This window comes from Mycobacterium sp. GA-1841, from assembly GCF_001954135.1.
Lineage (GTDB): Bacteria > Actinomycetota > Actinomycetes > Mycobacteriales > Mycobacteriaceae > Mycobacterium.
Map to the genome: position 1 here is coordinate 11,774 of NZ_MBEQ01000071.1, position 18,607 is coordinate 30,380.

An 18,607-nucleotide genomic window follows, 5' to 3' on the forward strand; every position below is an offset into this window, starting at 1 on the left:
GCACCGGTACCCCGTTGCCAGGCCCGGGTCAGGGATGCCGGTGGCGTTCCATCAGCGATACCTGGTGATCGCGGACTGTTTGTCCTTCCTGTGGCAGCGCGGTCCAATGACCGTCCGCCTGCAACTCCCAGCACCGGGTGGCCGGGTCCATTGCGGACTCGAACACCGCGTTGAGTTGGCCGGTCAATCGTGGATCCTTGACCTGAGCCATCACCTCGACGCGGCGGTCGAGATTACGATGCATCATGTCGGCACTGCCGATCCAGAACTCGTTGATGGCGCGGAAATGAATTATCCGCGAGTGCTCGAGGAAACGCCCGAGGATCGAGCGCACCGTGATGTTGTCGGAATACCCGGCTACGCCCGGCCTCAAAGCACAGATGCCGCGTACCACGATGTCGATCGGGATCCCGGCCTGCGAGGCCCGGTACAGCGCGTCGATGACCTGTTCGTCGACCAGTGCGTTGGCCTTCAACCGAATTCCGGTGGTGGCTCCCTCATGATGCGCGGCGATCTCGCGATCGATGCGCTCGATGATGCCTTTGCGTACCCCGCGGGGTGCCACCAGCAGATTGCGGTAGGAATCCTTGCGGGAGTATCCGGTCAGGGAGTTGAACAGATCGGTGAGGTCGGCACCGATGTCCGGATCGGCGGTGAGCAGCCCCACATCTTCGTACAGCCGCGCGGTTTTCGGGTTGTAGTTGCCGGTTCCGATATGGCAGTACCGACGGATCGTCGACCCTTCCCGCCGCACCACCAGGCAGGTCTTGCAGTGGGTCTTGAGTCCGATCAATCCGTAGACCACATGAACCCCGGCCTGTTCGAGCGCCCTGGCCCATTTGATGTTGGCCTGCTCGTCGAAGCGGGCCTTGATCTCCACGAGGGCGACCACCTGTTTGCCGGCCTCGGCCGCGTCGATCAGCGCGTTGACGATGGGGGAGTCGCCGGAGGTGCGGTACAGCGTCTGCTTGATGGCCAGCACGTTGGGATCGGCCGCGGCTTGCTCGATGAAGCGCTGCACTGTGGTGGAGAACGAGTCATAGGGATGGTGCACCAACACATCCCCGTCGCGCAGCGTGGAGAAAATACTCTTGGGTGTCTCCCGCTCGCCGAATGCCGGCGGGGTGGCGGGGACGAAGGGGCGGTCCTTCAGAAGCGGTCGATCCACGTTGTAGATCTGCCACAGCGCAGACAGGTCCAGCAGCCCGGGCACTTCGATGACATCGCCGGGCGCCACATCCAGTTCGCGCAGCAACAGCTCGAGCATGCTCTCGGTCATGTCGTCGGACACTTCCAAGCGGACCGGTGAACCGAAACGCCTGCGCGCCAGTTCACGTTCGAGCGCTTGCAGCAGGTCCTCGTCGCGATCTTCTTCGACTTCGAAGTCGGCGTTGCGGGTGATCCGGAATGCGTGATGTTCCACGATCTCCAGACCGGGGAACAACACCGGCAGGAACGCCGCGATGAGTTCCTCCATCGGCAGGAAACGCAGCACTGTCGATCCGTCGGCCGGTGGGCTCAATTGCACGAAGCGGCCGACGTTATCGGGCACCTTGATCCTGGCGAAGTGCTGTCCGCCATCTTCGGGATGCTTGACGGTGATGGCCAGATTGAGGCTCAGCCCACTGACGAACGGGAACGGGTGGGCCGGGTCGACCGCCAGCGGGGTCAGGACCGGGAACACCTGTTCGTGAAAGTACGTCGAGAGCTTCGCGCGTTCAGCCTCGTCCAGCTGGGCCCAGTTGACGATGACGATGCCCTCTTCGGCCAGCGCCGGGCGTACCGAGCTGAGGAACACCTTGGCGTGGCGGTTGGCGATCTGCTGGGTGCGTTCGTTGATGCGGCGCAACTGCTCCCGCGGCGAGAGGCCGTCGGCCGAGCGCACCGAGAGTCCCATCTCGTCGCGCCGTTTGAGACCGGCCACCCGGACCATGTAGAACTCGTCGAGATTGGAGGCGAAGATCGCCAGGAACTTCGCCCGCTCCAGCAGGGGGAGCGATGGGTCGGCGGCCAGTGCCAGTACCCGGGCGTTGAAATCCAGCCAGCTCAGTTCGCGGTTGAGGTAGCGGTCTTCGGGCAGCGCATCGTCCACCGCCGGTGAGGTCGCCGCAGGCGGCGCTTCGGGCGTCGACGACTCGACCAGCGGCCCCGATGCGGCTGCGGAGACGTCCCGTTGGCCGTCGGCCGGCCTGGTCCCGGGTTCAGCTTCGGTGGCTTCGCTCACCCGTCCGATCATTCCTTATCGCGAGGGTCCGCGGCTACCTCAGCGGGAATGCCTGCCGAGGGTGCGTGCGGTTGCCGGGCCGACGCCGAGGCGGCGTGCGGTCTGCAGATCGTCGGGTGTGTCGATGTCGCAGCGCAGACCGGGCCAGGCGCCGGTCAATTCGATTGCGCCGGAGTGCCGATGGCGCGCAGCAGAATCGGATCCGAAATGTGGGGCCAGCGGGGCGCCGAAGGCGAACAATGCCGACGTTCCCGTCCCGTGCCGGTCACCGACGAAGCTGCGGCGGTGGCCGCGGGCCAGTGCCAGGGCCTCGGCCAGCTCCTGTGGCTGCAAGGCCGGCAGATCTCCTTGAAGTACAACGATATTCGGTGCGGCGGCACGTAGTTCGGACTCTGCCGTGCTGATGGCATTGTTGAGCGGGTCCTGATGGCCGGTCGGTGTCGGATCCACCAGTACCGCCGCGCCCAACTCTCGCGCGGCATCTGCCGCGGTGTCGTCCGGGGTCACGACGGTCACCGGGGCGATGGCCGACGCGGCGGTGATGGTGTCGACGAGCATGGCCAGCACGACGGCTTCGCGGGTGGCCGGGGAGAAGATGGGCGCCAGCCGCGTCTTGGCGGCCGACAGCCGCTTCACCGCGATCACCAGGGCGACGTCGGTGGCCTGCGTTGCTGCCGCGGCGGTGTCGCTTCGGAAGCCGCTCATGGGTTCATCCTGCCAGCCCGGCCGGCGGCGGCGAGTGGCGCCGGAGCCGGGATAGGGTGAACGGGTGGTAGAGGCTGCGGTCATGGGTGCCGGCGCGTGGGGGACGGCGCTGGCCAAGGTCCTGGCGGACGCCGGTAATCCGGTGACGATGTGGGCGCGGCGTCCCGAGGTTGCCGACGAGATCAACTCCGAACACCGCAACAGTCGTTACCTCGGCGATGTGGTGCTGCCGGCGTCGATCAAGGCCACCGGTGATCCGGCCGAGGCGTTGTCGGGCGCGTGCACGGTGCTGCTGGGTGTCCCGGCGCAACAGTTGCGGGCGAACCTGGAGGGCTGGAAGCACCTGATCGGAGACGATGTCACGTTGGTGAGCCTGGCCAAGGGCATCGAGCTCGGCTCCCTGATGCGGATGAGTCAGGTCATCGTCCAGGTCGCCGGAGTCGATCCGTCCCGCGTCGCGGTGGTCACCGGACCGAACCTGGCCAGCGAGATCGCCGACGAGCAGCCTGCGGCCACGGTGGTCGCGTGCAGTGACTCCGGCCGTGCGGTTGCTCTGCAGCGGGCGTTGACCACCGGATACTTCCGCCCCTACACCAACGCTGATGTGGTCGGCGCCGAGGTGGGCGGTGCCTGCAAGAACGTCATCGCCCTGGCCTGCGGCATGGCGGTGGGAGTCGGGTTGGGGGAGAACACGGTTGCCGCCATCATCACCCGCGGCCTGGCCGAGGTGATGCGATTGGGTATCGCGCTGGGTGCCAACCCGGCCACGTTGGCCGGGTTGGCCGGCGTCGGGGATCTGGTCGCCACGTGTACCTCCGGGCATTCCCGTAATCGCACCTTCGGCGAGCGGCTGGGTAAGGGCGGCACCATGGAATCGGCCTTGGTCGCCGCCGGCGGGCATGTGGCCGAAGGCGTCGCCTCATGTGAATCGGTGCTGGCGTTGGCTTCCAGTTACGGCGTCGAGATGCCGTTGACCGACGCGGTTCATCGGGTGTGCCACAAAGGATTGTCGGTGCACGAAGCAGTCGCGTTGCTGTTGGGGCGCAGCACAAAACCGGAGTAGGTGAGGCGCAGCTATGGACGGCTGGTACGGAGATTCCACTCGCAGCGTCAAAGCTGTTGGCCTGGAATCGATCCCCGGGCAACCGGTGGCACCCGTCCCGGTGCCGGCTTCTGCGTACCATCTCTCACCCGATGAGGCCGAGCCGCTGGACAGCTACGGCCGCAGCTCGAATCCCTCCTGGCGTCAGCTGGAAGCGGCGCTGGCCGAACTCGAGGGAGCTGCCGGCGCACTGACATTCGGCTCGGGTATGGCCGCGATCACCGCGGCACTTCGCGTGCTGGCCAAACCCGGCGCCACCCTCGTCGTTCCCGCCGACGGGTACTATCAGGTCCGCCGATATGCCGCCGAATACCTTGCCCCGCAAGGAATCACCGTGATCGAGGCGCAAACGTCCGACCTCTGCGAGGCGGCCGCGGGGGCCGATGTGGTGCTGGCCGAGACACCGGCCAACCCGGGGCTCGACGTCGTCGACCTCCATCGGCTCGCGATGACCTGTCGCGGCCACGGCGCCACCCTGCTCGTCGACAACACCACCGCCACTCCGTTCGGGCAGCAGCCGCTGTCACTGGGCGCCGATCTCGTGGTCGCCAGTGCCACCAAAGCACTGTCGGGTCACAGCGATCTGATCGCCGGTTACGTCGCGGGCAGTCAACAAGAACTGCTGGCCGCGGTGGAGCGCGAGCGGCTGCTGGCCGGGCCGATCCTCGGCGCGTTCGAGGCCTGGTTGGTGTTGCGCAGCCTCGGCAGCGCCGGTCTGCGTTTCGAGCGGCAGTGCCAGAACGCCGCCGCCCTGGCGTTGATGCTGCGTGACCATCCCGCCGTGCGCTCGGTGCGCTACCCGGGATTGCCCGACGATCCGGCACACGAGTTGGCAGCCGCGCAGATGAAACGGTTCGGCGGCTTGGTGTCCATCGAGTTGGCCGACGCCGCCGCCGTGCACGCCCTGGTGGAGCGCAGCGCGTTGCTGATCGCGTCGACCAGCTTCGGCGGGATGCACACTTCGGTCGATCGCCGGGCCCGCTGGGGCGACCCGGTGCCGGCCGGCTTCGCCCGTATCTCGGCGGGAATAGAGGACACCGAGGACCTCCTCGCCGACATCAACCGGGCACTGAGAGGCTGAAACGCCAGGTCGGGATGCGCCGGAAGGGCCCAGCCGCCCGGGACGGTAGCCTCTCTAGGTTGTGAGCGCCCGCAATCAGACCGGATCCCGCACCCGCGTCGCCGTCGTCTACGGCGGGCGTAGCTCGGAGCACGCCATCTCGTGCGTGTCGGCGGGCAGCATCCTGCGCAACCTCGACCCGGAACGGTTCGAGGTGGTGGCGGTGGGAATCACTCCCGGCGGTTCCTGGATGTTGACCGATGGCCGGCCCGATACGCTCGCGATCACCGACGGGCAGCTGCCCGAGGTCACCGAGACATCCGGTACCGAGCTCGCGATACCGGCCGCCCCCAACCGCAGCGGACAGATGCTGGCGCTGAGCAACGGCCCCGGTGAGTTGCTGGACGCCGTCGATGTGGTTTTCCCGGTGCTTCACGGGCCCTACGGGGAGGACGGCACCATCCAGGGTCTGCTCGAGCTGGCCGGGATTCCGTACGTGGGCTCCGGGGTGCTGTCGAGTGCCGCCGGAATGGACAAGGAATTCACGAAAAAGCTGCTGGCCGCAGAGGGGTTGCCGATCGGCGACTTCGTGGTGTTGCGGTCCAGGGACGTGACCGTCGATCTCGAAGACCGCGCACGTCTCGGCCTGCCGGTGTTCGTCAAACCCGCCCGCGGTGGGTCTTCGATCGGCGTGAGCCGGGTCGCCGCGTGGGATGAACTGCCCGCCGCGATCGAGTTGGCGCGTCGCCATGACCCGAAGGTCATAGTCGAGGCGGCGGTCCCGGGGCGCGAGTTGGAATGCGGTGTGCTCGAGTTTCCCGACGGCAGTGTGGAAGCCAGCACGGTGGGCGAGATCCGGGTGGCCGGCGTGCGGGGCCGCGAAGACGGTTTCTACGACTTCGCCACGAAATACCTTGTCGATGCGGCCGAACTGGACGTCCCGGCCAAGGTCGACGACGACATCGCCGAGGAGGTCCGCCGGCTGGCCGTGCGAGCCTTCACTGCGATCGACTGCCAGGGACTGGCCCGCGTCGACTTCTTCCTCACCGATGACGGACCGGTGATCAACGAGATCAACACGATGCCGGGCTTCACCACGATCTCCATGTTCCCGCGGATGTGGGCGGCCAGCGGAGTCGATTATCCGACGCTGCTGACCGCGATGGTCGACACCGCCCTGGCCCGCGGCACCGGCCTGCGCTGACGGATCAACCCGCCGGGGCCGGCGCGGGTTCCTGGGCAGCCATGGTGCGCGCGATCTGACCGGAGATCTGTTGAATGGGTGTCGGGCCCGAACCGGCCGGCAACGTCAGTGCGACATAGACCGGACGGTCCACCGCATACCAGGTGCTGCGGCTCTGATCGTCGGCCTCGCCCCCCGGGCTGCCCACGCCGGATTCTCCCACCCGGAACCACTGGATCTCGTCGACCACCTGCAGCGGAGCTCCCACGACAAAGTCCGAGGGCCGCTCCACACCGCAGCGCAGCACCACCGGTTCGGTGTCCGGCTCGGCGCGCCACGCTGCGGTTCCCGGCGGCGTCGGGTCGACGGTTGGGGCCCGCCGAAAATCGCCCAACTGTTGCGGAAGCGCGTTCAGCAGGTCACGGCACTGCTGGCTGTCGGCCTGGGGGGCGGGCACCGACGGGATGGCGACGGGTTGTTGCTCCGGTGAGCGTTGCCGTGACGCGGCGATGCCCAGCACGGTGATCAGCACCGACACCGCGACCACCACCGCAGCGATCAGCAGGGCGCGGGGCGGGCCATCGGTGGTGGCGGGCGAGTCGGTCACGCCACCAACTCTATGGCTGGCCGCTGCCGGCGATGGGGCAGGTCAAGGTCCGGGTGATCCCGGAGACCTGCTGCACCGCGGGCACCACATCGGACTGCAGGACTGCCAGGGTGTCCGCGCTGATGCGCAGGACCACGTCGTAGGGCCCGGTCACAGATTCCGCGGTGACCACGCCGGGCAGCGCAGCGAGTTGCTTGGCGACGACTTCGGCGCGGCCCACCTCGGTCTGGATCAGCACGTAAGCCTCCACCACCGGCGATCTCCTCCGTCTCGCTGCATAAACTGCTGGCCGCAGGCACCAAACGTACCGCAGGTCCGGACCGGGCCCGCCGGATGCGGCACCCGACCGGCAGGAGACAAGATGACAGGTGATGTTCCCGGTACGGACAGGGACGACACCCTGGCGACCGCCGGTGAATTCGTCGTCATCGACCGGCTGGTGGCCGGGCGTACCCAATCCTCGGCCGTCACACTCGGTCCGGGCGACGACGCGGCGGTGGTGACGACGACGGACGGGCGCACGGTGATCTCCACCGACATGTTGGTGCAGGATCGGCATTTCCGCCTCGACTGGTCTTCGCCGCACGACATCGGCCGCAAGGCCATCGCCCAAAATGCCGCCGACATCGAAGCGATGGGCGCTGCGGCCACCGCCTTCGTGGTGGCGTTCGGCGCACCGGGGGACACCTCGGTGACCGCCGCGGCCGAGGTGTCTGACGGATTGTGGGACGAAGCGCGGTTGGTGGGTGCCGGCATCGCCGGCGGAGACCTCGTCCGTGCACCGCTGTGGGTGATATCTGTCACGGTGCTCGGCGACCTCGGCGGCCGGGAACCGGTGCGCCGCAGCGGTGCCCGCGTCGGCGACATCGTCGCGATCGCCGGTGAACTGGGCCGCTCGGCAGCCGGATACGCGTTACTGCACCGCGGCATAGAAGGGCAAGCCGGGTTCTCCGAACTGCGACAGCGGCATCGGACACCGCAGCCGCCCTACGGCCAGGGTGCGCTGGCCGCTGCGGCAGGGGCATCGGCGATGACCGACGTCTCCGACGGTCTGCTGGCCGATCTCGGCCACATCGCGTCGGCTTCCGGCGTCGTCGTCGACGTGGATCGCAGTGCCCTGGACGGCGATCGGGCGGCCGTCGCCGCGGCCGCGGCCCGGACAGGCGAGGATCCGTGGGAATGGGTACTGGGTGGTGGTGAGGACCATGCGCTGGTGGCGACGTTCCCGGGCGCGGTGCCGACCGGTTGGCGCGTCATCGGACGGGTGCTCGACGGAGCGCCACAGGTGCTTGTCGACGGCGCCGCGTGGGCGGGAAACCGTGGATGGCAATCGTTTGACTGACCCGGACCGCTAAGTTGGATGTCCGTGACTACGGAGGCGACGAGCAACACCACGGAGACGGACGCCGGCAACGCTGCAACGGCAGGTGCGCGTCCTTTGAACGAACTCGTCGAGGCGGGCTGGGCCCGCGCGCTCGAGCCGGTGGGAGCGCACGTCGCACAGATGGGGGAGTTCCTGCGGGACGAGCTGAGCGCCGGTCGACGGTATCTGCCCGCCGGTCAGAATATACTGCGTGCCTTCACTTTTCCGTTCGATCAGGTGCGTGTGCTGATCGTCGGTCAGGATCCGTACCCGACGCCGGGACACGCCGTCGGCCTGAGTTTCTCGGTGGCTGCGGATGTGCGCCCCCTGCCACGCAGTCTGTCGAACATCTTCACCGAGTACACCGACGATCTGGGTTACCCGCCACCGGCCAACGGTGATCTGACGACGTGGGCGCAGCGCGGCGTCCTGTTGCTCAACAGGGTGCTCACGGTCTCTCCGGGCGCTCCGGCCTCGCATCGTGGCAAGGGCTGGGAGGCGGTCACCGAGTGTGCGATCCGAGCTCTGGTGGCCCGCGAGCAGCCGATGGTCGCGATCCTGTGGGGGCGCGACGCCTCGACACTCAAACCGATACTGGCAGAAGGTGACTGCGTGACGATCGAATCACCGCACCCGTCGCCGTTGTCGGCATCGCGAGGGTTCTTCGGATCCCGCCCGTTCAGCCGCGCCAACGAGCTGCTGCAGCAATTGGGTGCCGATCCGATCGACTGGCGATTGCCCTGAACGCTCAGGGCATCGGAACTGCCGGCGGCGCCGGGATCACCGGCGGGGCCGGGATCGGCGACACCGGGGTTTCGATGACGGTGGTCTCGGTGTGGGTCGCCGGACCCTCCGAGGTCACCGGTACCTCGGTCGCCGAACGGGTCTCCGAGGTGGTCGTATTGCCGTCGGAGGTGGTTCCACCACACGCGGACAGCACCGAGCTGACTGCGACTGCGGCGGCAACCGCACAAAGACGTGTGTGCGATGCACGACAGAAGGTCATGGCGGCGGGTGATACCCCGCCGTGACCTCAGATAAACAGAGAGTGGTCGCGTGCCGTTCAGGCGAGCGACGTCAGCCGCGCGAGACCTTGCCGGCTTTGATGCAGGAGGTGCAGGCGTTCACGCGCTGCTTGTTGCCACCCGGACGCGCCACGGCACGCACCGACTGGATGTTCGGATCCCACCGCCGGCTGGTCCGCCGATGCGAGTGCGACACCGACTTACCGAAGCCCGGGCCCTTTCCGCAGATATCGCACACGGCAGCCATATCAACAACTCCTCGAAGTCAGTTCTTGGGGGGTCTGGGCCCGCTCGCCGCAAAACGGCGGGGCTCAGCCCGACAACCCGATCAGAATACCGGGACGTCAGAGGATCGCCAAAACGGCCTGTGAACACGGCGTCAGGTTGTCCACAGGCGGCGATGCTGTGATCGGGTCTGTCGCCGTCACTGGATAGGCTGGCGGTCGGCGATGACGGCGCTGCACGGGGGATCGCACCGGGTTTGGGCGGGGATCTGATTTGGGATTGGGAGGTCCGATGTCGGCTCGGCGGTTGGATGCCACCGCTCTGCGGGCCTGGGCCCACGCTGCCGTCGATGACCTGATCACGCATACCGACGAGATCAACGGGCTCAACGTGTTCCCGGTGGCCGACGCCGATACCGGGACGAACATGCTGTTCACCATGCGCACAGCGTGGGCGCATGTGGTGGCCGAGCCGGCTGGGGGCGACGTCGTGGCGGTGGCCAGCGCGTTGGCCGCCGGGGCGTTGCAGGGCGCGCGCGGCAACTCCGGGGTGATCCTCTCGCAGATCCTGCTCGGTCTGGCCGAGGTCATCACCACGGCGGCGGCCCAACGCGACGGCGACCTGTCCGGCATCGACGGCGTGCTGTTCGGTGCGGCGCTGCGGCACGCCGCCGCTCTCGCGGTCACCTCGATGGGCGAACCGGTGCCCGGCACGATCGTGTCGGTGCTGCAGGCGGCGGCCGAGGCCGCCGAGCACTGCGCGGCCGAAGGCGGCGACGTCGCAGACACTGCGGCGGCGGCCGGCGATGCCGCGTCGGTTGCCCTGGACCGGACGCCGGAGCAACTTGACGTCCTGGCCAAGGCCGGTGTCGTCGACTCCGGTGGTCGTGGCCTTCTCGTCCTGCTCGATGCGATGACCGCCACACTGGCCGGGCACGCGCCGCGCCGCCCGGTGTATGCACCGGCCTCACCACAGGCCAGGCAGGCGGTCGCGGATCTGGTCAGCACCGGGGCACCGCCACAGTTCGAGGTGATGTACCTGCTGAGCGGTTGCCGGGCCGCTGCCGTGGAAGGGTTGCGCGCCGCACTCGAGGAGATGGGCGAGTCGGTGGCGATCGCGGCCTCGGACAAGGATCACTATTCGGTCCATGTCCACGTCGACGATGCCGGCGCGGCGGTCGAGGCGGGCCTGGCGGTGGGGTCACTGAGCCGTATCCAGATCACCGCACTGACAGGTGGCCCCGGTCTCCGGCCGTCCGGTGGGTGGGCGCGAGAGCGGGCGGTGTTGGCCGTCGTCGACGGTGACGGCGGTGTCGAACTGTTCGCCGGGGAGGGGGCGCACGTGCTGCGGCCCGAGCGCGGCGAACCGATCACCGCCCAGCAGTTGTTGCGTGCCTTGATCGACGTGGGAGCCGCGCAGGTCATGGTGCTACCCAACGGTTATGTCGCCGCCGAGGAACTGGTGGCCGGATGCACGGCCGCGATCGGCTGGGGCATCGACGTGGTTCCGGTGCCTGCCGGTTCGATGGTGCAGGGATTGGCTGCCCTGGCCGTCCACGACGAGGGCCGCCAAGCCGTCGACGACGGCTACACGATGGCGCGCGCCGCGGCGGGCGCCCGCCACGGCGCGGTGCGGATCGCCACCGAAGAGGCCCTGACCTGGGCCGGGGCCTGCAAGCCCGGTGACGGGCTCGGCATCACCGGTGACGAGGTGCTCATCGTCGGATCTGACGTCACCGCCGCGGCGGCCGGATTGATCGACCTGATGATGGTGGCCGGGGGAGAGTTGGTCACCGTGTTGACCGGGGAGGGTGTGGACGGCGCCGTCGGTCAGGCCCTGCAGGCCCATGTGCACCGGGAGCACCTCGGTGCCGAGTTGGTGACGTACCACACCGGCCATCGTGGCGACGCACTCCTGATCGGGGTGGAGTGATGGCTGCCCTCGCCGACCGGCTGGATCTGGTGATCGGGGGGCGTTCGGCCAAGCCGCTCGAGGAACACTTCGGCATCGTCACCGTCAACGATCTGCTGCGGCATTACCCCCGGAAATACAGCGACGGCATGTCCATTCGCGGTGAGGGTGAGGCCCTGGATCTGGAAGAGGGCGAGCACGTCACGTTCATCGAGGTTGTCACCGAAACGAAGACCGGTGAGATGAAGCCGGGCTTCAGCAAGAAGACGGGCAAGCCGATGACCCGGAAGTGGCTGCGTGTCACCCTGGGTGAGCACCGGCCCGCCGTGACGGCGACGTTCTTCAACGCGGGGTGGATGGTGGACAAACTGTCGACCGGCACGCGGCTCATGCTTTCCGGCGAGGTCAAGTACTTCCGCAAGACCCTTCAACTGGACCATCCGGCCTTTCTGGTTCTGAATGCGCCGTCCGGCAAGCAGATCGGGACCAAATCACTCAAGACGATCGCCTCGGCCTCCGGGGCCTCCGGCGAGGAGATGCTGGCCGAGTTCGAGCGCGACTTCTTCCCCATCTACCCGGCCTCGGCCAAGGTGCAGAGCTGGGACATCTACGCGTGCGTGCGGCAGGTCCTCGACGTTCTCGACCCCGTTCCCGATCCGCTGCCGGAAGCGTTTGTGCGGCAACACAATCTGATGTCCGAAGATGAGGCGTTGCGGGCCATCCACCTGGCCGAGAACGCGGCTCAACGCGAGCGCGCCGCCGAACGGTTGACCTATGACGAGGCCATCGGCCTGCAGTGGGGGCTGGTGGGACGGCGTCACGGTGAGTTCAGTGAATCCGGGCCCGCCGCACCACGCACCGACCACGGTTTGGCCGCTGCGATGCGCGGCCGCCTGCCGTTCGAGTTGACCGCCGGGCAATCCGAAGTGCTGGAGGTGATCTCGGACGAGTTGGCCTCGACGCGTCCGATGAATCGGATGCTGCAGGGTGAGGTGGGCTCCGGCAAGACCATCGTGTCGGTGCTGGCGATGCTGCAGATGGTCGACGCGGGTTACCAGTGCGCGTTGCTGGCGCCCACCGAAGTGCTGGCCGCCCAACATGCTCGCTCGATACGGGACGTGCTGGGACCACTGGCGATGGCGGGTCAGCTCGGTGGTGCCGACACGGCTACCGGCGTGACGCTGCTGACCGGCGCGATGACCGCGCCGCAGAAACGCGCCGTGCGCGAGGATGTGGCGTCGGGTCGGGCCGGCATCGTCGTCGGCACCCACGCGTTGCTGCAGGAGGCCGTCGAGTTCCACAACCTGGGGATGGTGGTCGTCGACGAACAGCACCGGTTCGGTGTCGAACAACGGGACACGCTGCGCGCCAAGGCACGGGACGGTTTGACGCCGCATCTGCTGGTGATGACGGCCACGCCGATCCCGCGGACGGTCGCGCTCACGGTCTACGGCGATCTGGAGACCTCGACGCTGCGGGAATTGCCCAGGGGGCGTCAACCCATCACCACGAACACCATTTTCGTCTCCCAGAAGCCGGCCTGGCTGGACCGCGCGTGGGCGCGTATCCGCGAAGAGGTGGCCGCGGGTCGACAGGCGTATGTGGTCGCCTCCCGCATCGACGAGTCCGACAAGCCCGGCGACAAGGGCGAAGGACGCGCTGGCCCGCCGCCGATCACGGTGGTCGATCTCTTCGACCGGTTGAGTGCGGGCCCGCTGTCGGGGTTGCGCATCGGGCTCATGCACGGCCGGTTGTCCGGGGGCGACAAGGACGCGGTGATGGGCGCCTTCCGGGTCGGCGAGATCGATGTACTGGTGTGCACCACGGTCATCGAGGTCGGCGTCGACGTGCCCAACTCGACCGTGATGGTGGTGATGGATGCCGATCGGTTCGGTATCAGCCAGTTGCACCAACTGCGCGGGCGGATCGGTCGCGGGCAGCATCCCAGCCTGTGCCTGCTGGCCACCCGTCTGCCCGAGACATCCAAGGCCGGTGAACGGATCAAGGCCGTGGCCGCGACCTTGGACGGGTTCGCCCTGGCGGATCTGGATCTCGACGAGCGGCGGGAGGGAGATGTGTTGGGCCTCAACCAGTCCGGCCGCACCATCAACCTGCGGTTCCTGTCCCTGCGGGATCATCTCGAGGTGATCCAGGAGGCCCGGTCGTTCTGTGAGCAGCGGTACGCGCAGCACCCGCATGACCCCGGAATGGACCTGCTGGCAGCACAGTTCGTGAACACCGACCGCGTCGAATACCTGGAAAAGGCATGACCCGCCGCCGGCTGTGGTGGCTGGGGGCGGCCGCCGTGTTGGCGGTGGTGGTCGCCGTCCAGACCGTGACGTCGTCGTCGGCGGACCGACCGGCGATGTTGGTGTCCGAGTCGAACCTACCGACGGTGACGGCCGGGGTCGACGTTCTGGCCGGCGTATCGGTGGTGCCCTCGCGTACTCGAGGGCACGACTATCGTCGTGCGGCCTTCGGGGACGCGTGGGACGACGACAACAGCGCACCCGGTGGTCACAACGGCTGCGACACCCGCTTCCTTGGGGACTCCAGCGTGTTGCCATCGCTGCGTGCTGGCCTGTCGTTTTAGCTTTCGGTCACGTGCGTCCAAGTAATCGGCGGCAAACTTAAGGCGGTTGAGGTCGGAGGCCAGGTCCGACGGGTCGGACCTATGGGGTCATAAGTCAGGAACCCACTGTTTCTCGGTGGCGACTTTCGCGAGCGGCAACTCGACGTGGCTTAACGAATGCCAACGTTCGACGACGGCAACCCAGCCGAGCGGGAAGTTGTTTGGTCGGCTGAGAATCGAGTCCGCCAACGAGGGTAGGTCCGGCGGTTCGTCACTCGGGATTTTGATAGCGGAATCGGGCCCGCAGGCTTCGAGCGCGTCCAACAGTCGTTCCAGAGGTTCGCCCATCACTATGCGGGTCGTGATCGCGCGGATTGCTGGCCATGAAGCATTGCCGTATCGAGCCAATTGGCTCAACTGGTCGGTCGTTAAACCCGTCAACGGGTCGAGTGTCTCAAGGCTAGCGGCGTGGTGCGCTATGAGTAGCTGAGTTCTGTGGGAGGCGGATTGAGCTGCGGTCCAGATGTCGGAATGGAGGCGTCGGCCGATCGCGCTAGCTGCAAGTCGGCTGGACGACTGTGCGATGTTGAAGAAAGTGTCATCACCGATCTGGCTCACTACCACGTCCAAGGTGGGGATATGCACTTGTGCGACTTCAAAATCGGCGATTGCCACGAGCGCAAGAGCCCAGGTGACGCGCGATAGCTCGTCGTCGCATTCGCTAAGTTGGTTCGTCCACCACGTGGCGGACGATTTGTTGGCACGGGTCTCTTGCACGAACATGCCGTAGTCAGCCGATGTCCCGAACGCGGGTGAGCCGGGAGTAACCGAACCTCCGGTCCTGATGTCGACCTGTATCGCACCGATAAGCGCGATTTCGGCTGCAAGAAGGCAGGGACCGTGGATAGCGGCGAGTTCGCGTGCGGTGTGTTGCCACGGAGCGGTTGTGCCAGCCTCACCTCGTCGAACTGCGCTGGCACGGTAGACGTTTTCGTAGCGAGAATCCACCGAACTCAAGCGTTTGAATATGCTAGAGCGAGCCTTTCGCTCAACTTCGCTGTCAACAGGATGGCCTACAGTGGCGAGATAAAGCGGATCGACCGCAGGGGTCGCTAGCCGCAAAAAGTGTTGTGGCCGTAGCGCCTTGAGCAGATCGCCAGCGACAGACGTCCCTGCAGTAGGAACATCGCTTGCCTCACCGTCGATGACACTTCGAATCAAGATTTCGTGAGCCGTCGATTTCGCAGGCGGTCGCGCTTTGAGGGCTATGGCTGCGCGACGGGCGGCCGGACAATCGAGTGCGATCCCTAGGGCCGATGGGTCGTCCAGAGTTGCTGTAGGGAAACACGCGCCAAGTTCTAGCCAGTCGACTTCGTGCCTTGAACCCACGGCTGCGGCTAGTCGTGGTCGCCACCATGCCTCGAACTCGGCACGGTCCATACCCAGGCTGGGAAGAACACGCATCCTGTCTCGTGAGAGAGGCTCTCCCGGTGCGGCGGCGCTGGCCGTCAGGAGGGCTGCAGCCAGGTCGCTGCCACCGCGCTCAGCAGGGAGGTCGATTGGCGACGACGTGGGGTCAGGGTGCGGTTGCAGGAGTCGTATCGATAGGGGGTCCGACAGCAGATGAGCAGTCGCCCTTTGGGCCTTGGCGACGGGAGTGAATACACCATCGGCCAGCAGCGTGAGGACCGCGACGCGTGCTTGCAGGGGATGCCGGCCGCATTCTATCGAGTCTTCCAGTCCTGCAACCAGAGTCATGAGTTCGTTCGGACTGGCGAATCCTGCATAGAACCGTGCAGTGTTGGCCCAGTAGGAGCGATCGACCAGCGCTTGGAGGACCTCACTGCGGAGGACCGGGGTGTCCCCAAAGAGGCCTGCGTACTCAGACAGGAACCGCGCTGCAAAATATTCTCTGACCGAGTGGACCGAGAATTCGAATGTGCCTTCTACCTTGCTGGATAGCGCCCAGAATCGATCTGAGATCGCGCTGAACAACTGATCCACCAAGTCCATTGGTCCGTCGACCTCGTCGAGGTAGTTGCGGAGATGACGCTTGATTCGTTTTGTTTCTAGGCGATCGGGCAGCGTGCGGGATTCAACGCCTGACTGCATCAGCCACCCAAGGTAGGCCGTAAGTTCGTGTACCAGCGGGATGTTGTCTTTGACGAGCTGGTCTTTCTCCACCTCTCGATCGAGCAGGGTGTCCATGAACTGGGTGTACATGGCGGTGCGCGCATCGGGGACACCTTCGCCACGGCGGTTGACGAGAAAGAGCAGAATCGTCAGTTGCATCGGGTTCTTGGCGAGTTCGGCGACGTGATCTTGGGCGCTCCGATCTCGGAAGACCTTGGTCAGCCGTCGCTGCTTGCTGCCTCGGATGTGATGAACGGCGGTCCATTTCCGCATGTACTCGTGCTGCAACGCCGGTGACAGACGGACCAGTCGCACAGTCTCGAACATGTCCTGCGAAGGTTCCCGAAGCCCTCCATTATTGGGTCGCGTTGTAACGACAATTTGGAACCGTCGTTGAGCGGTACCACCCATCCTGTGAGCGAACCTGTCAATCTGTTCTACGACTTCGGATCTCAATGCGGCGTCGGCGACTTCATCGAGTCCGTCGAGGACCACCAGCAATGGATAGCGTTGCGTGAGATCCTGAACCTGTTCGACGCTGACGGATCGCCCACCACTGTGATAGGCACAAAGCGACGCTAGGAAGTGCTCGATACTGCGCTCAGCAGCTCTGGGGCGTTTGGCGCTAGCGTCGCCACGACCCCAAGGATCCTGGCCGAGTAGCCAGGTTGCGTATTCCTTGAGATCAGCACGCAGCGCCAGCTTCGGGTCAGCCGTTAGGTGATCCGGCGACTTACCCATTGTGATCTCGTTATTGGGCAGAATCGCAGCTCGGTGGACCTGGCACAGATACTGCCCGAGAGTTGATTTGCCTTGACCAGGCTCCCCTCGGATGAGAGTCAACGGCATCGTGGTGCGGAGCAAGTACTGAACGGCGCCTTCTCCGCGGGATTGCTGGTTTCCGACGTACGCGTCGATCACATTCCGGGCTGGTTGGTCGAGCGTTTCCTCGACATCGACGAACAGATCCACAATGTTGAGGTGGTCCATATCCACCTGGCTGAACTTGACTTTCGCGTCCTCGCCCCATTGAGCGGACATGACGTTCAACAGTGTTTCGCGCATTTCGGCGGCGCGGCCCTCGATCTGTGCGCCATGGATCAGATACCGGATGAGGTCGTGTCCGACAAGCATCTGCGCGTACGACCACTTTGTCGCGTCCGGGGCGTTGTCGACCATCGAGTCGATGTCGGCTTGCCACAGGCAACGCATCCGGATGCCATATTCCGCGGACAGCTTGTCCAGCTCCTTGTCGAGCCGATCCATAGTGCCTGATTTGGGTGTGCTTGTACCCGCCACGGACGTCATTAACCGGTACTCAGTTGCGCCTTCCTCCCGAACGAGCCGCTCGATGTTCTTTCGCTCGGCCTCGACCGCACCTTTGAGCCAGGTCACCGGGTTCTGCAGGGCTTTGCTCGTCCATTTGACCTGGAAGACCAACGTGTGTTCGCCGTCGGAACCAGTGATGTCACGGCCACCGTCGCTCATACCGACTGGAAAACAACGTGCGTCGGGGTGGGTACCACGGATCAGCGCTCCACAAAGCTGTTGAAACTCCTTCTCCTCCAGGCGTTGATACAGATACCGGAAAGAGTTACCCGGTTGCTCCGAGGCAGGTTTTCCCGGAACCGCACCCGTTGGGGTGCTTCGCTTCCGCGTGTTCTGGCGGGCGGTCGGCTTTGGGCCATCAGCGTGAGCACCCCCGTGGCCTTTTCGCTGTGGTCTGTCAGATGGGCGCATGTTCACCCGTCAGCCTCCACTCTTCGGACGTGGCTCAGTGATATCAATGATGTTCCCCTAGCCAGGGACCGAATCGGTGATGCCGAAGCACGGCGCTCCCCAGAGCCCTCGTTTCGCGGCGATCGCTTCTTGTTCAGCCGCGCGGATAACGGGGTATTCGGTTACCGGCTTGTTGTGGTAGACGTACGACTTCGCCGTGCCCGCGCGCGCAGCCTCGACTGAATAGTTCCAGCCGTCGGCCTTCACGAGGTAGGCCAAAGTTCGGCCGTAACGGTCATACGTCCCCTGTGGGGGATCCGGCGTCACGGCAACGCGCTGCCCCAGCAGCGTCGAAGTCGCAAAGTCGGTGGCCTGTGCGCCCCAGCAGCCGACGGTGTAGCCGGGTTTCTTGGTCTCCGGAGTATCGATGCCCAGCAGGCGAATTCGCAACCGTCCCCGTTGGTCGTCCTTCACGTCGACGGTGTCCCCATCGACGATCTTCAGCACGGTTGCAGTCGTGACGATCGGAACGGCGTGCGCCGCGGGCACGGTGGATGTGACCCCGACCGCACACTGCAGGACGGCTGCGGCGGTCATGGCGATCCGAGCGATGCGCATACGGGGAGTTTGCCCGAGATGCCGACAGCCGTCCGCGCTTCGGACTGCGACGGGGCGTCCGTTCCTGGACACCGGAGTCGGCGCGCTTGGCGTCGGCGCAGGAGGTGTCGACCTCGTACGTCGAAACCTGAAGGCCTATTAGTCGCTGCCCTCATCGCGA

15 protein-coding genes and 1 pseudogene are annotated in these 18,607 nt (G+C 65.9%); 8 read left to right on the forward strand and 8 right to left on the reverse strand.

Going from position 1 to position 18,607, the window contains the following annotated elements; translation table 11 throughout:
- Positions 1-28: 28 nt before the first annotated feature.
- Both A5740_RS17705 and cofC read right to left on the reverse strand, forming a co-directional pair.
- On the reverse strand, positions 29-2,236 hold the full coding sequence (locus tag A5740_RS17705; protein ID WP_076196062.1) for an RNA degradosome polyphosphate kinase: 2,208 nt from the start codon (positions 2,234-2,236) through the stop codon (positions 29-31).
- A 27-nt stretch (positions 2,237-2,263) separates the two neighbouring features.
- Positions 2,264-2,929 (reverse strand): 2-phospho-L-lactate guanylyltransferase, encoded by a 666-nt coding sequence (gene cofC / locus A5740_RS17710; RefSeq protein WP_076196064.1) that lies wholly within the window; start codon positions 2,927-2,929, stop codon positions 2,264-2,266.
- A gap of 82 nt (positions 2,930-3,011) precedes the next feature.
- Here cofC and A5740_RS17715 point away from each other — a divergent pair, with 82 nt between their 5' ends.
- The 3 genes from A5740_RS17715 (at position 3,012) to A5740_RS17725 (ending at position 6,295) form a co-directional block, all read left to right on the forward strand.
- The gene (locus tag A5740_RS17715; RefSeq protein WP_139335198.1) at positions 3,012-3,992 is read left to right on the forward strand and encodes an NAD(P)H-dependent glycerol-3-phosphate dehydrogenase; all 981 of its coding nucleotides are present in this window, start codon (positions 3,012-3,014) and stop codon (positions 3,990-3,992) included.
- Positions 3,993-4,005: 13 nt separating this feature from the next.
- Positions 4,006-5,112, forward strand: coding sequence for a cystathionine gamma-lyase (locus A5740_RS17720; protein WP_076196068.1), 1,107 nt, complete (start codon positions 4,006-4,008; stop codon positions 5,110-5,112).
- Positions 5,113-5,173: 61 nt separating this feature from the next.
- Positions 5,174-6,295, forward strand: a complete 1,122-nt coding sequence (locus A5740_RS17725; protein ID WP_076196070.1) for a D-alanine--D-alanine ligase family protein — start codon at positions 5,174-5,176, stop codon at positions 6,293-6,295.
- Positions 6,296-6,299: 4 nt separating this feature from the next.
- On the opposite strand, the gene A5740_RS17730 is transcribed toward A5740_RS17725, so the two are convergent.
- Both A5740_RS17730 and A5740_RS17735 read right to left on the reverse strand, forming a co-directional pair.
- Positions 6,300-6,881: a DUF3515 domain-containing protein gene (locus tag A5740_RS17730; RefSeq protein ID WP_076196072.1), complete on the reverse strand. Its 582-nt coding sequence runs from the start codon at positions 6,879-6,881 to the stop codon at positions 6,300-6,302.
- 10 nt (positions 6,882-6,891) lie between these two features.
- The gene (locus A5740_RS17735; RefSeq protein WP_076196074.1) at positions 6,892-7,134 is read right to left on the reverse strand and encodes an Lrp/AsnC ligand binding domain-containing protein; all 243 of its coding nucleotides are present in this window, start codon (positions 7,132-7,134) and stop codon (positions 6,892-6,894) included.
- Between the two features lie 108 nt (positions 7,135-7,242).
- On the opposite strand from A5740_RS17735, the gene A5740_RS17740 reads away from it, so the two are divergent.
- Both A5740_RS17740 and A5740_RS17745 read left to right on the forward strand, forming a co-directional pair.
- Positions 7,243-8,223, forward strand: a complete 981-nt coding sequence (locus A5740_RS17740; protein ID WP_076196076.1) for a thiamine-phosphate kinase — start codon at positions 7,243-7,245, stop codon at positions 8,221-8,223.
- Positions 8,224-8,247: 24 nt separating this feature from the next.
- Positions 8,248-8,988 carry a uracil-DNA glycosylase gene (locus tag A5740_RS17745; protein ID WP_371454768.1) on the forward strand — a complete coding sequence of 247 codons (741 nt, stop codon included), beginning with the start codon at positions 8,248-8,250 and terminating at the stop codon, positions 8,986-8,988.
- A gap of 4 nt (positions 8,989-8,992) precedes the next feature.
- On the opposite strand, the gene A5740_RS17750 is transcribed toward A5740_RS17745, so the two are convergent.
- Both A5740_RS17750 and rpmB read right to left on the reverse strand, forming a co-directional pair.
- Complete coding sequence (locus A5740_RS17750) at positions 8,993-9,184, reverse strand: hypothetical protein (protein WP_076196078.1); 192 nt, start codon at positions 9,182-9,184, stop codon at positions 8,993-8,995.
- Between the two features lie 137 nt (positions 9,185-9,321).
- A complete protein-coding gene (rpmB, locus tag A5740_RS17755; RefSeq protein WP_075923345.1) occupies positions 9,322-9,516 on the reverse strand; it encodes a 50S ribosomal protein L28 in 195 nt (64 codons plus the stop codon).
- Between the two features lie 269 nt (positions 9,517-9,785).
- On the opposite strand from rpmB, the gene A5740_RS17760 reads away from it, so the two are divergent.
- From A5740_RS17760 to A5740_RS17770, 3 genes and pseudogenes are all read left to right on the forward strand, one after another.
- Positions 9,786-11,426 carry a DAK2 domain-containing protein gene (locus A5740_RS17760; protein ID WP_076196080.1) on the forward strand — a complete coding sequence of 547 codons (1,641 nt, stop codon included), beginning with the start codon at positions 9,786-9,788 and terminating at the stop codon, positions 11,424-11,426.
- Entirely contained in the window at positions 11,426-13,675 is a 2,250-nt protein-coding gene (gene recG / locus A5740_RS17765) for an ATP-dependent DNA helicase RecG (RefSeq protein WP_076196132.1), read from the forward strand. Before A5740_RS17760 ends, recG begins: the two co-directional genes overlap by 1 nt.
- A pseudogene (locus A5740_RS17770) lies at positions 13,672-13,944 on the forward strand (hypothetical protein); the annotation flags it as partial. The gene recG and the pseudogene A5740_RS17770, both read left to right, overlap by 4 nt.
- 141 nt (positions 13,945-14,085) lie before the next feature.
- On the opposite strand, the gene A5740_RS17775 reads toward A5740_RS17770, so the two are convergent.
- A complete protein-coding gene (locus tag A5740_RS17775) occupies positions 14,086-17,598 on the reverse strand; it encodes an NACHT domain-containing NTPase (protein WP_076196084.1) in 3,513 nt (1,170 codons plus the stop codon).
- Positions 17,599-17,907: 309 nt separating this feature from the next.
- A complete protein-coding gene (locus A5740_RS17780) occupies positions 17,908-18,426 on the reverse strand; it encodes a thermonuclease family protein (RefSeq protein WP_076196134.1) in 519 nt (172 codons plus the stop codon).
- Positions 18,427-18,607 lie beyond the last annotated feature (181 nt).

Bases quoted from the DNA above. Each gene is read 5' to 3' on its own strand.
- recG (WP_076196132.1), top strand. From the start codon at position 11,426: ATGGCTGCCCTCGCCGACCGGCTGGATCTGGTGATCGGGGGGCGTTCG.
- A5740_RS17705 (WP_076196062.1), bottom strand. From the start codon at position 2,236: ATGATCGGACGGGTGAGCGAAGCCACCGAAGCTGAACCCGGGACCAGG.
- rpmB (WP_075923345.1), bottom strand. From the start codon at position 9,516: ATGGCTGCCGTGTGCGATATCTGCGGAAAGGGCCCGGGCTTCGGTAAG.
- A5740_RS17715 (WP_139335198.1), top strand. From the start codon at position 3,012: ATGGGTGCCGGCGCGTGGGGGACGGCGCTGGCCAAGGTCCTGGCGGAC.
- A5740_RS17740 (WP_076196076.1), top strand. From the start codon at position 7,243: ATGACAGGTGATGTTCCCGGTACGGACAGGGACGACACCCTGGCGACC.
- A5740_RS17775 (WP_076196084.1), bottom strand. From the start codon at position 17,598: ATGAGCGACGGTGGCCGTGACATCACTGGTTCCGACGGCGAACACACG.
- A5740_RS17720 (WP_076196068.1), top strand. From the start codon at position 4,006: ATGGACGGCTGGTACGGAGATTCCACTCGCAGCGTCAAAGCTGTTGGC.
- cofC (WP_076196064.1), bottom strand. From the start codon at position 2,929: ATGAGCGGCTTCCGAAGCGACACCGCCGCGGCAGCAACGCAGGCCACC.
- A5740_RS17760 (WP_076196080.1), top strand. From the start codon at position 9,786: ATGTCGGCTCGGCGGTTGGATGCCACCGCTCTGCGGGCCTGGGCCCAC.
- A5740_RS17780 (WP_076196134.1), bottom strand. From the start codon at position 18,426: ATGACCGCCGCAGCCGTCCTGCAGTGTGCGGTCGGGGTCACATCCACC.